The organism is Bradyrhizobium sp. CCBAU 21365 (assembly GCF_015291305.1).
Lineage (GTDB): Bacteria > Pseudomonadota > Alphaproteobacteria > Rhizobiales > Xanthobacteraceae > Bradyrhizobium > Bradyrhizobium elkanii.
The window spans coordinates 3,071,163-3,083,189 of sequence record NZ_CP030036.1; the positions used below are offsets into that span (position 1 = coordinate 3,071,163).

11 protein-coding genes are annotated in these 12,027 nt (G+C 64.3%); 6 read left to right on the forward strand and 5 right to left on the reverse strand.

Annotation, left to right across the window (positions count from 1 at the left end; all coding sequences use genetic code 11):
• Window positions 1-129 precede the first annotated feature (129 nt).
• On the reverse strand, window positions 130-1,743 hold the full coding sequence (locus XI02_RS14120; RefSeq protein WP_172648320.1) for an ABC transporter substrate-binding protein: 1,614 nt from the start codon (window positions 1,741-1,743) through the stop codon (window positions 130-132).
• Window positions 1,744-2,177: 434 nt separating this feature from the next.
• On the opposite strand from XI02_RS14120, the gene XI02_RS14125 reads away from it, so the two are divergent.
• The gene (locus tag XI02_RS14125; protein WP_016843119.1) at window positions 2,178-2,477 is read left to right on the forward strand and encodes an HU family DNA-binding protein; all 300 of its coding nucleotides are present in this window, start codon (window positions 2,178-2,180) and stop codon (window positions 2,475-2,477) included.
• Window positions 2,478-2,642: 165 nt separating this feature from the next.
• Here XI02_RS14125 and XI02_RS14130 read toward each other — a convergent pair whose 3' ends face one another.
• Window positions 2,643-3,422 carry an SDR family oxidoreductase gene (locus XI02_RS14130; protein WP_172648319.1) on the reverse strand — a complete coding sequence of 260 codons (780 nt, stop codon included), beginning with the start codon at window positions 3,420-3,422 and terminating at the stop codon, window positions 2,643-2,645.
• A 165-nt stretch (window positions 3,423-3,587) separates the two neighbouring features.
• Between XI02_RS14130 and XI02_RS14135 the strand changes: the two genes are divergently transcribed.
• The gene (locus XI02_RS14135; RefSeq protein ID WP_244980721.1) at window positions 3,588-4,541 is read left to right on the forward strand and encodes a sulfonate ABC transporter substrate-binding protein; all 954 of its coding nucleotides are present in this window, start codon (window positions 3,588-3,590) and stop codon (window positions 4,539-4,541) included.
• Window positions 4,542-4,594: 53 nt separating this feature from the next.
• Here XI02_RS14135 and XI02_RS14140 read toward each other — a convergent pair whose 3' ends face one another.
• The 3 genes from XI02_RS14140 to XI02_RS14150 all read right to left on the reverse strand — a co-directional run bounded on the left by XI02_RS14140 (window position 4,595) and on the right by XI02_RS14150 (window position 7,506).
• Window positions 4,595-4,864 (reverse strand): hypothetical protein, encoded by a 270-nt coding sequence (locus tag XI02_RS14140; RefSeq protein WP_172648318.1) that lies wholly within the window; start codon window positions 4,862-4,864, stop codon window positions 4,595-4,597.
• A gap of 286 nt (window positions 4,865-5,150) precedes the next feature.
• On the reverse strand, window positions 5,151-6,317 hold the full coding sequence (locus XI02_RS14145; RefSeq protein ID WP_244620959.1) for an integrase core domain-containing protein: 1,167 nt from the start codon (window positions 6,315-6,317) through the stop codon (window positions 5,151-5,153).
• Between the two features lie 202 nt (window positions 6,318-6,519).
• Complete coding sequence (locus tag XI02_RS14150; RefSeq protein WP_172648317.1) at window positions 6,520-7,506, reverse strand: ABC transporter substrate-binding protein; 987 nt, start codon at window positions 7,504-7,506, stop codon at window positions 6,520-6,522.
• Window positions 7,507-7,977: 471 nt separating this feature from the next.
• Here XI02_RS14150 and XI02_RS14155 point away from each other — a divergent pair, with 471 nt between their 5' ends.
• From XI02_RS14155 to XI02_RS14170, 4 genes are read left to right on the forward strand one after another with little or no spacing between them, the layout of a single operon-like run.
• Window positions 7,978-9,072 carry an ABC transporter substrate-binding protein gene (locus tag XI02_RS14155; RefSeq protein ID WP_172649208.1) on the forward strand — a complete coding sequence of 365 codons (1,095 nt, stop codon included), beginning with the start codon at window positions 7,978-7,980 and terminating at the stop codon, window positions 9,070-9,072.
• On the forward strand, window positions 9,050-10,066 hold the full coding sequence (locus tag XI02_RS14160; protein WP_069277727.1) for an ABC transporter permease: 1,017 nt from the start codon (window positions 9,050-9,052) through the stop codon (window positions 10,064-10,066). The genes XI02_RS14155 and XI02_RS14160 overlap by 23 nt, the downstream gene beginning before the upstream one ends.
• Window positions 10,060-10,857 (forward strand): ABC transporter ATP-binding protein, encoded by a 798-nt coding sequence (locus XI02_RS14165; protein ID WP_172648316.1) that lies wholly within the window; start codon window positions 10,060-10,062, stop codon window positions 10,855-10,857. The genes XI02_RS14160 and XI02_RS14165 overlap by 7 nt, the downstream gene beginning before the upstream one ends.
• Window positions 10,851-12,023 carry an acyl-CoA dehydrogenase family protein gene (locus tag XI02_RS14170; RefSeq protein ID WP_172648315.1) on the forward strand — a complete coding sequence of 391 codons (1,173 nt, stop codon included), beginning with the start codon at window positions 10,851-10,853 and terminating at the stop codon, window positions 12,021-12,023. Before XI02_RS14165 ends, XI02_RS14170 begins: the two co-directional genes overlap by 7 nt.
• The last annotated feature ends 4 nt before the right edge of the window (window positions 12,024-12,027 follow it).

The window sequence follows — 12,027 nt, forward strand, 5'->3', positions numbered from 1 at the left end:
CAGTCCGCGCCGGCCAATTCCTCATCCTGAGGAGCTTGCGGAGCAAGCGTCTCGAAGGATGAGGCCACCACCGGGGCCTCATGGTTCGAGACGCGCTTCGCGCTCCTCACCATGAGGTTGAGCCACGCCTCATGCACTCAGCCAAAGATCATGCCAGCTCGTCGATCCCCAGCGCGGCGTGTTGGAGTGGTTGCGCGCCTTGGCCGTGATCACGGTGACGAAGATCTGCTCGATCGGCATCCAGACCGGCAGCTCGGTGTTCACCTCCTTGACGAAATCGGCATAGAGCGCCTTGCGCTTGGCAGGATCGACTTCGGTGGCGGCATCGTCGATGGTCTTGTCGACAGTCTTGTCCTCCCAGCCCCACTGGTTGGTCCACGGCGCGCCCTTGGGCTGGCCGGAGCGGTACCATACCGTGGTCGAGACTGCGGGGTCGTTGCGATACTGGTGCCAGCCGGTCGCGAGATCGAAGGCGTGCTCGTCATAGACCTGCTTGAGGAAGCCGCCGCCGTCGTTGCGCACGATGTCGACCTGGATGCCGACTTCGCCCAGCGACTGCTGGATGAAAGTCGACCACAGCGAGATGTCCTCGCCCCACGGCGCCGGCAGGAGCCTCAGCGAGAAGCGGTTGCCGCCGGAGGCCTTGAAGCCGGCCTCATCCAGCAGCGCGATCGCCTTGGCCTTGTCATAGGGGTATTGTGGCGTGTTCGGCCCGGGGTAGAAGTCGGTCGAGGTCGAGGGGATCGGGCCGGTACCGAGCTTGGCGAAATCGCCCAAAAAATTCTCGATGAAGAACGGCACGTTGATCGCGTGCGCGATGGCACGGCGGACCCTGATGTCGGCCAGTTCCTTGCGGCGGAAGTTGAACTCGATGGTGTTGGTGCGGGCGTTGCCCTCATTGCCCTTGGTCTGGACGATGAAGCGCTTGTCCTTGCCGAGCCGCGCCATGTCCGAGATCGTCAGGCCCGAGAACGGGCTGTAGTGCAGCTCGCCGGCCTCCATCTGGGCGGCCGCGGCGGCGCGGTCGGTGATCACCTTCCAGACGATGCGGTCGAGATAGGGCGCGTTCGGCCGCCAATAGTCCGGGTTGCGGTCGGCGATGATGTATTGCCCGCGCTCGTATTTGACGAATTTGAACGGACCGGTGCCGACCGGCGCCAGATTGGTCGGGTTCTGCCTGATGTCGCCGCTCTCATAGAGATGCTTGGCGGAGACATAGCCGAGGTCGGGCAGGGCCCGGAGCAACAGGTTCAGCGGCATCGGCCGCTCGTAGCGGAAGATCGCGGTCTGCGGATCGGGCGTATCGACCGATGTGAGGAACAGCTGCAGGGTCGACCCGTAGTTGAGGATCTTCTTCCACATGTTCATCGCGGTGAAGGCGACGTCCTCCGAGGTGAACGGCTTGCCGTCGTGCCAGGTGACGCCCTTGCGCAGCTTGAAGGTGACGGTCTTGCCGTCCGGCGTCGCCTCCCAGCTCTCGGCGAGCACGCCGACCGGCTGGCCGTTGGCGTCGAGGTCGACCAGGTTCTCCTGGATCTTGCCGCCGATGATGTAGACGCCGGTCGAGGCCTGGATGCTGGGATTGAGCTGGCGCTGCTCGGCGCCGTAATGGACGTTGAACACGCCGCCCTTGCGCGGGGTTTCCTGCGCGAAGGCCCGCATCGGATTGATGACATTGGCCGCAATCGCGGCCGAGGTCAGAAGGGCCGTGCGGCGGTTGATCTCGAGGCGGCTCAAATCCATACGCGGGTCTCCAGCACATACATAAAGGCTTGCATCCGGCGGCCAGCCGATCGGTCGTGGCCACGCTTCGCCGATGTTACCTTGGATTGGGAACCCGAGTCATTTTCTAATGCCTCGGTCTTTTGGAGGATCGTTTCCAAAACCTGAAGTGGCCTGCCGCAGCGCTTCGCAACCCGGATTGCGCGCTGCATTGTCGCACTTGGGCCGCGCGGGATGCGCCTGGTGATTCTCTCAAGGAGGCGTTTTCGGGAGCGCCGAAGCCGCGCAAACCCTGTAAATTCAGGGGTCGGAAGCGCCTTGACTGGAAAAAACACTGGAAAAACCCCTGATTCGGGGGCTGTCCACAGCGATATTGTGGTGGGGAGTGCAGAAAACACTGTTTTTCTCGGCGTTTTCCGCCATATCGTGCCCACTCCAGAATCAATGGAGCAACCATGGCTACCCAACTGTCGAAGTCGCAAGTGATCGAGAAGATCGCGACCACCACCGAACTCTCCAAGCGCGACGTCAAGAACGTTTTGGACTCGCTCGTCGATGTCGGCCACAAGGAGCTGAAGAAGAACGGGGTGTTCCTCGTCCCCGGCTTCGCGAAGTTCGTTGTGGTCAAGAAGCCTGCGACCAAGGCGCGCAAGGGCACCAACCCCTTCACCGGCGAAGAGATGATGTTCAAGGCCAAGCCGGCCCGGAAGATCGTCCGCGCACGGCCGGTCAAGGCCGCCAAGGACGCGGTTTAAGATGAAAGGCCTCCGGTGACGGAGGCCTTTTGCTTTTGAGCCGTCGCTTCCTGCCGTTGGTTGCCCGCTTGAGCGTTTTCGAGCGCAGTGGACACCGGTTCGCGTGAAGAAAACGCGCCAAAGCAGAATCTGGAGCTCCGGTCTGGTCGAACCAAATCCGGAGCTCTAGACAACCGGCGACCGGCCACCATCGACATTGATGGCGGTGCCGGTGATGTAGGAGCCTTGCTCCGAGGCCAGGAAGCAGGCGAGGTTGGCGAACTCCTCCGCCGTGCCGATGCGGCCGAGCGGCGTGCCCTTGGCAAGGCCCTTGGCGAATTCCCCGAAATCCGTGCTCGGCGCCTGGGCAGCATGCCGCTTGACCCATTGATCGCTCATGATCAGGCCGACCAAGAGCGCATTGACCAGGATGTTGTGCTCGCCGCCTTCATTGGCCATCACCTTGGTCAGCGCCATGCCGGCCGCGCGCGACACCGAGGTCGGCGCGGAATTGCCGGCCGGCGCCTTGGCGAAGGTGTTGAGCACGTTGATGATGCGGCCCCATCTGCGCTGCTTCATGCCCGGCCACACCAGCCGGCTGAAGCGGATCGCGGCGAACAGTTTCAGGTCGAGGTCCTCCTGCCAGGCCTCGTCGCTGATGCTCTCGAACGCCAGCGTGCGCGCGGTGCCGGCGTTGTTGACGAGAATGTCGATCTTGCCGAGATCGGCGACGATCTGGTCGTGGGCCTTGGTGATGTCGGCGGCCTTCGCGACGTCGCAGACGTAATCGCGCACCGCAAGGCCGTCCCTGGCGAGCGCCTCGCGCGCGGCTGTGAGATCGGCGGCGCCGCGGGCGAGGATCGCGACCTTGGCGCCGGATTCGGCAAATCGCCGCGCCACCGCGATCCCGATGCCCTTGCTGCCGCCGGTGACCACCGCGACGCGGTCCTTCATTGATAGTTGCATGCTGCACTCCCTGTTGTCGTTGCGGACGGCGTCAAAGAAATTCTGCCGCGCCGATGCTGCGTGAAAGGCTTGAACCGGAAATCGCCCATCTTTGAAATTGCTGCGGTCAGCAAAATCAAACACGCTTGCCCTCTCCAATACTGTCTTTCGAGGGGGAAAGCGAGCATGCGAAACTGGCTGGGTCGAAGTCTTGCGCTGGCGATGGCCGGCTTGCTTCTGGGCTGGAGCGCGCTTCCGTCCGCGCACGCAAGAGACAAGGTCTTTCGCATCGCGTTCCAGAAGGGCGGCGGCAATCTGATCTTCCTCAAGGAACGCGGTATCCTTGAGCAGAAACTGGCGCCGCTGGGCTGGACGGTGAGCTGGAACGAATTTCAGGCCGGCCCGCAGCTGCTCGAATCCCTGAATATCGGCGCGGCCGACTTCGGTCCGGTGGGCGAGGCGCCGCCGATCTTCGCACAGGCCGCCGGCGCCAACATCGTCTATGCCGGCTACGAGCCCGCGTCGCCTCGAAACGAGGCGATCATCGTGCCGAAGGACAGCCCGATCAAGACGATTCCCGATCTGCGGAAGAAGCGCGTCGCGTTGAACAAGGGATCGAACGTCAATTATTTTCTGGTGCGCGCGCTGGAAGCCAACGGTTTGACCTATCAGGATATCGAGCCGGTCTACCTTGCCCCGGCGGATGCACGCGCGGCGTTCGAACGCGGCGCGGTGGACGCCTGGGTGATCTGGGATCCCTACTATGCCGCGGCGGAAATCGGCCTCGGCGCGCGCAGCATTGCGGACGCGAGCGGCCTGGCAGCCAATGTATCCTTCTACATCGCATCGCGGCCGATCGCCGAAGAGAATCCGAAGGTGCTGACGACCGTGCTGACGGCGATCGACGAGATCGATCTATGGATCAGGGACAATCGCAAGCAGTACGCGGCCGAACTCAGTCCGAAGATCGGCCTGCCCGCCGACATCATTGAGCGCTCGGTCAATCGCGCCGAGCTCGGCGCCCGGCGCGTGGACGCTTCGGTGCTTGCGGAGCAGCAGAAGATTGCCGATGTCTTCACCCGCCTCAAGCTGATCCCGAAGGCGATCAACGTATTCGATGCCGAATGGAAGACGGAGTAAGGGGGGCATTCCTTGAGCAGGGACCCCAGCGCGCTCCCCAGCAAGGGCGCTTGCTAGGAAACGCCAGTCTCATCGGGCAACTCGGCGACCAGGAAGCGATCAGAGCCATCGGCAAATTCATCGGCGACGTCGCGATACAGCATGGCTTCCTCGGGGGTGGCCGCACGGATATCGGCGGGCTCGCATGCCTGCGATGGCCGGCCGTGTCGACGATGAAACGCCTCGAAGGCCGCGGCGAGCCATGGCGTCCGCAGCAATTGCCGGGCCTGCGCAAGGCTCGCAGCCTCAAACGCGAACGCCGCATGCTGGCGGGTCTCGATCACAAAAACCGTTCGTTGCCTGATTGCCATTATGCGTATCGGGAGCTCTAGAGCGAAAGCATCACCAGCAGCGTCATGCAGGCAAGATGCGCTGCGACAATCAGTGCGAGATGGAGCGGACCGGACATCGGATGTCTCCATTGTGGTGAGCGGCTTGATGCTCGTTAGGTGGGCACTGCCCGCCTAGGCTCCCTCCCCCTGAAAGGGGGAGGCGGGGTGGGGGTTTGCCCTCTGTTCAACCGGCATGATTCCCGACATTTTGGACCGGCATGATCCCCGACAGTTTGGGTTAAGCGGTCTGTTCACCCGGTTCGCGCAGCCCCTCACGCGGCGGAGCGAACCGGGTGAACAGACCGCGGCGGTCGATGAGACCGACGTCGAGGTCGCAGAAGCGGACGACGTGGTCACCGGTATCGAGTTCGGCGATGCCGACAAGTTCGTTCACCAGCGCCTGACCGATAAAGACGAACTTGCCTTTCCATTTGATCTCTCCGTTGCCGCGAACACGGCGGGCCTGGTGATTGGCGTCATACCAGGGGTCTTGCTCGCGATCCGGCATGGTGCGTTGAGATGCTCGATAGGCGTCTTCCGGCGGCCGTTGGCCCAGCGCTTCGTGAGGACGTTCCCTATTGTAATGCTCTCGGAAGGCGTCAAAGCGGGCCTGTTGCTCCGACGCATTATCTGCCGGTGGGCTCGATGTTTGCGCCTTCAAGGTGCGATGCATGCGCTCATGGCGACCGTTCTCCTGCGGCGAGGCCGGACGGATGAAGCGCGGCGTAATGCCGAGCTTCAGCCACCAGACCGACAATGTGGTGAGACCGCCGGCGCCGCGCGAGCCGAACGGCGAACCATTGTCGCAGCGGATTGCCCGCGGCAGGCCATGCTCGCGGAAAGCTCTTTCGAAGCGGGGGCGGACGCCCTCGGTCGTCGGTGCGACGATCTGCAGTTCGATCAGGAAGCGGCTGTGGCTGTCGGCCACCGTCAGGGGATCGACCCGGCACTGGTCGCGGGTGCGAAACCAGCCCTTGAAGTCCACGCTCCACTCGTCGTTCGGCTCCTGCACCGGCGTGCAGGGACGCCGCTGGTCGAGCGGACGGCGACGGCGCTTCACCGGCGAGATCAGCCCCGCGCGCTTGAGAATGCTCCCAATCGTCGACGCCGCCGGCCAATCGATCTCCGGCGCCTGGCGGTCGAGCAAGGCGAGCAGCTTGCGCGGTCCCAGATAGGGAAAGCGCTGCCGAGCCGCGATCACCTTCTCTGCAATCGCTGCATCGGTCGTTTGTCGGCATTGCTGCGGCGCGTGCGAACGGTCCCTGAACCACTCCGGATCGCCGCTCTGCTTCCGCTGGCGCCATGCGTAAAACGTGTCGCGGCAGATACCGTGACGGCGGCACAACTCCGACACGTTCCAGTTCCCGCTCTCGTACTCCATAAACATCCGGATACGCTCTTCCATCCGACTGGTCTCTCTGAACGGCATCGTCGGGCCCTCCCGCCGATGCTTCTAGAAACCTGTCGGCAATCATGCCGGTCTAAACTGTCGGGTATCTATCCGGTCTGTACCCTCCACGGATGCTGGCGTTCGCGGAGGCAGGATCCCCGCCCGGTTTGCTGCGCAAGCCGACCTCCCCTTTGCAAGGGGAGGTGAAGAACCGCCGCTAGTTCAAGCTCGCGCTTGCCGTAAAGCTGCGATCGACGGCTTTGCCGACGTCGAGCGTCTTGCCGAGAATGCCGTAGCGCGTGGCGCGATCGGAGGCGGCCTGCACCTCCTTGACCACGGCCTCGTCGATCGCGATCGGGCTCGTCTTCTGCGCGGTGTAGGCGGCGAGCAGCACGTCTTCCGGCAGCTTGGTCAGCTCGGCCGTGTTCCTGGCATACTCGGCGAGATGGTCGAGCGACCACAGCCGCGCCTTGTTGAGCCGCTGTACCAGGTCCTGCACCGCGGCGCGCTTGGTCGCGATGGCGTTGTCGGAAGCGACGATGAAGGTGATGGTCGGCGTCAGCCCTTCGCCGTCGGCGACGACGCGCGCCTTGTCCTTCAGTGTGGCGTAGGAGATGTAAGGCTCCCACACCGCCCAGGCGTCGATCGAGCCGGCGAGCAGCGCGATCTTGGCGTCGACCGGGCCGAGCGGGGCGAAGGTCGCGTCCTCGATTCTGCTGCCGGCCTTTTCCAGCGTCGCATTGATCAGGAACTGGCCCCAGCCGCCCCGCGTGCCGGCAAGGCGCTTGCCCTTCAGATCGGCCGCCGTCTTGATCGGCGAATCTCCGCGCACCAGGATCGCCTGGGTCTGCGCATCGGAGCGCGTGCCGCCGATCGCCTTGATCGGCGCGCCCGACGCATAGACGGTGAGGAAGGACAGGTCGCCGGTGTAGCCGACGTCGAGCGCGCCGGCGTTGATCGCCTCCAGGATCGGGGCCGCGGCCGGAAATTCCGACCACTCGATCTTGTAGGGCAGATCCCTGGCGAGGCCGGAAATCTCCAGCAGCGAGCGGTTGCCGCCCTTCTGGTCGCCGACGCGCAGCACGATCGCGTCAGCCGCGAGTGCCGCAGCCGACGTCGACAGCGTGATCACGGCGGTGATCAGCGCGGCCGCCGTGCGGCGGGTGAGAGAATAGGCAGAGCCCGAGCGGGTCAGTTTACGCATTTGAATTTTTCTTTCTGATTCATTCGCTGCGCGGCGGAACGCGCGGCAGCGTTCGATCAAGTCTATGAGCAAGCCGTTCGCCGTCAACGAAACGGAAATCTGAATTCGCCGGCTGCGCGGCAAGGATGATCTCGTCAAGCAGGCCGCGCGTAGAAGACATCGTACATGGGACCGCAAAACGCTCAAATTTGATGCAGTAGCGGTGATCGCGTCGCATCTCCGTGTGGGATGATCATGAAAATCCTTTCATCGCCGCGCGATGCGATCGTGGAGAGTTCGGCTGTGGCGCCGACAACATTCGAAATTCCATTTCATTGACGATGAACTTGTCGCGCCGCATCATTTGCATGTTGCTTTGAGTGCAATAGCCGGAGAAATCCGCTTTTTTCTGAAACCATGAGCTTCGAACGACGGGGCGCGCAGACACGCTTTGCGCGCGGGGCGGAGCCTTGCCGAAATGCAGGAGTGATGATGTCGAGAGATAACAAGAAGACGGTGATGGATCGCCGCACATTGCTGCGTGCCGGCGCCGCCGCGGCCCTTGCCGCGCCGATCGGGGCGTATAGTGCGCAGGCCTTCGCGCCGCGTCCGATCGCGCCGGCGATCGACTTCTCCGAATTTCCGATCTGCAAGACCGCGTCCGATGCGCCGGTTTTGACCGGCGCGCCGCGCAAGCTGAAGCTGTCCTGGAACGCCGGCGCGGTCTGCCTTGCGCCGCTGCCGGTCGCGATCGACCACGGCTTCTTCCAGAAGCAGAATCTCGACGTCGAGCTGGTCAACTATTCGGGCTCGACCGACCAGCTGCTGGAGGCGATCGCCACCGGCAAGAGCGACGCCGGTCTCGGCATGGCGCTGCGCTGGCTGAAGCCGCTGGAACAGGGCTTTGACGTCAAGATCGCCGCCGGCACCCATGGCGGCTGCATGCGCGTCCTGACCCGCACCAATTCCGGGGTCGACAAGCTCGCCGATCTCAAGGGCAAGATCGTCGCGGTCGGCGATCTCGCCGGTCCCGACAAGAACTTCTTCTCGATCCAGTTGGCCAAGCTCGGCATCGACCCGATCAAGGACGTCGACTGGCGCGCCTATCCCGGCAATCTGCTCAACGTCGCGGTCGAGAAGGGCGAGGTGCAGGCCTTCCTGTCGTCGGACCCGCTGGCCTATCTCTGGCTGAAGGATGCGCAATACAAGGAGGTCGCCTCCAACCTCGACGGCGAATACCGCGACAAGAGCTGCTGCATCGTCGGCCTGCGCGGCAGTTTGGTACGGGAAGAGCCGCAAGTCGCGCGCGCCATCACCCAGGCGCTGCTCGATGCGGCGATGTTCACCTCGCAGAACCCGGACAAGGCGGCGAAATCGTTTCAGCCCTATGCGCCGAAGGCGGCGAGCCTCGCTGATCTCGAGGCAATGGCACGCTACCACACGCATCACCATCATCCGACCGGCGAGGTGCTCAAGCGCGAGCTGAAGGGCTACGCCGACGACCTCAAGACGGTGCAGGTGTTCAAGCAGAGCACCGACACGGCCAAATTCGCGGAGCGGATCTATGTCGACGTATTCAGTGTCTGACACGACGGCCGCGGCCGCGCCACGCGCGGCGGTCACGTTCTCGGACCTTTCCGGCAGTTACGGTGTCGGCCTTGCGGCGAGCCTCGTCTGGCTCGCCTTTGGCCTCTCATGCCTCTATTGGCCCGATGTCGGCGACTGGTCGCGAACCGGATCGCTCGGCATCGGCGCGATCGTCATCGCCGCCTTCATCCTGTTCGGCACATTCAGCGCGGATTATCTCGGCGGCGCCGGACAGGCGTTGCGCAAGCGCGCGCCGTGGTTGGTGGCGTTCGGCGCCTTCGTGACGTTGTGGGAGGTCGCCACCGCGAAATTTGCCTGGCTGCCGCTGCCGTTCTTCCCGCCGCCGCAGTCGATCCTCGAAGTCTATACCGACGATCTGCCAAAACTGCTCGACAGCGTGTTCGCCTCGATCAAGCTGCAGCTCGGCGGCTACCTCATCGGCGCAACCGTCGGCTTTATCACCGGCGTCTCGATCGGCTGGTCGCAGAAGATCGGTTACTGGGTGCATCCGGTGCTGCGCTTCATCGGTCCGCTGCCGGCCACCGCCTGGCTGCCGATCGCCTTCTTCACCTTTCCGTCGAGCTGGAGCGCCTCGACCTTTCTGATCGCGCTCGCCACGGGCTTTCCGGTGACGGTGCTGACCTGGTCGGGGGTGGCGAGCGTCAGCAGCGCCTATTACGACGTTGCGCGCACGCTCGGCGCGAAGCCATCGTTCCTGGTGCTGAAGGTCGCAATCCCCGCCGCGCTGCCGCATGTGTTCGTCGGCCTGTTCATGGGGCTCGGCTCGTCCTTTGCGGTGCTCGTCGTCGCCGAGATGATCGGCGTCAAGGCCGGGCTCGGCTGGTACCTGCAATGGGCGCAGGGCTGGGCGGCCTATGCCAACATGTATGCGGCGCTGATCGTGATGTCGCTGCTCTGCTCCGGTGCGATCACGCTTTTGTTCCGCACCCGCGACCGCCTGCTCGTCTGGCAGAAGGGCGTCGTCAAATGGTAGTGCAGTCCGCAACTGAGGCAATCACCTATCCTGCGGTCGGCGCCGAGCTCGATGTCGAAGGCGTCAGCCACGCTTTCGATATCGATGGCGCCACGCTGCCGGTGCTCGACAATGTCAATCTCTCGATCGCGCCGGGCGAGTTCGTGGCGCTGCTCGGCCCGTCCGGCTGCGGCAAGTCGACCCTGCTGCGGCTGGTCGCGGGGCTGGAAAAGCCGCGCGCGGGCACGCTGCGCGAGGATGAAGTCCGCATCGCCGGCCCGCATCCGTCGCGCGTGGTCGTGTTCCAGGATCCGACGCTGTTTCCGTGGCGCACGGTGTGGGACAATGTCGCGCTTGGCCTCGAAGCGCAGGGCATCCTGAAGGCGCAGCGCCACCGCGTCGATGACGTCATCGAGCTGGTCGGCCTGTTCTCGTTCCGCAATGCCTATCCGCACCAGCTGTCCGGCGGCATGGCGCAGCGCGTGGCGCTGGCGCGCGCGCTGGTCAATGATCCGAAGATCTTGGTGCTCGACGAGCCGCTCGGCAAGCTCGACTCGCTGACGCGGATAGCGATGCAGGCCGAGCTCGTCGCGCTGTGGCAGCGCAAGGGCTTCACCACGCTATTGGTCACCCACGACGTCGAGGAGGCGCTGGTGCTTGCCAACCGCGTCATCGTGCTCTCCGATCGGCCGGCGCGGATTAAGGCCGATATCGCCGTCGCCCGGCCGTATCCGCGGCATCGCGGCGATCCTTATCTCGCCGAACTGCGCAAGCAGATCCTCGGCCTGCTCGGACTGGAGGCGACATGGTGACATCTGCGGCGAGGGAGCTGCCGCCGGCAAATGCGCCGGAGCACATCGCGCGCGCGCTGCGGCTCGCCGAGGTGCTTGCCGCGCGTGCGCCGGCGCATGATCGCGACGCCAGCTTTCCGTTCGAGAATTTCGCCGATCTGTCGGGCGAAGGCCTGCTGGCGCTGACCGTGCCGGCGGCGCTCGGCGGCGGCGGAGCGGGCGCCCGCGACGCCACGCGCGTGCTCGGCATCATCGGCAAGGCCGATCCGTCGACCGCGCTGGTGCTGTCGATGCATTACATCCAGCATCTGGTGATGGCGCGCAGCACGCGGTGGCCGGCACGTCTGTCGCGCAAGCTCGCCAAGGAAACGGTCGAGGGCGTGGCGCTGATCAACGCATTGCGCGTCGAGCCCGAACTCGGCTCGCCGGCGCGCGGCGGCCTGCCGGCCACGACGGCGCGCCGCACCGAGACCGGCTGGCGGCTGACCGGCAAGAAGATCTATTCGACCGGCGCGCCGATCCTGAAATGGTATTCGGTCTGGGCGAAGACCGACGAGCCGGAGACCCGTGTCGGCTTGTTTCTGGTTCCGGCAGGGTTGCCGGGAACGCGGATCGAGGAAACCTGGGATCATCTCGGCCTGCGCGCCAGCGGCAGCCACACCGTGATCTTCGACGACGTGGTGTTTCCGCTGGATTACGAGATCGACGTGCGCAGGCCCGACGACTGGAAGGTTCCTGACGTCACCCAGGCGACCGTGCATGCGATCTTCGTCGCCGCGATCTATGACGGCATCGCCCGCGCCGCCCGCGACTGGCTGGTCACATTCCTGAAGAAGCGGGTGCCCGCCAATCTCGGCGCGCCGCTCGCGACCTTGCCGCGGATGCAGGAGGTCGTCGGCGCGATCGAGGCGCGGCTCGCGGTCAATGCCCGCCTGATCGACAGCTTCGCCGCCGATTTCGATAACGGCTTCCAGCTGTCCGCGATCGAGTCTAACATCATCAAGCTGACGGTGACCAATAACGCCGCGGCAGTGGTGGAGGATGCCTTGTCGCTGACCAGCAATCACGGCCTGTCGCGCACCAATCCGCTGGAGCGGTATTACCGTGACGTGCTGTGCGGCCGCGTCCATACCCCGCAAGACGATGCCACCCGTGTCTCCGCCGGACGCTCCGCGCTGGGCGTCTGAAAAC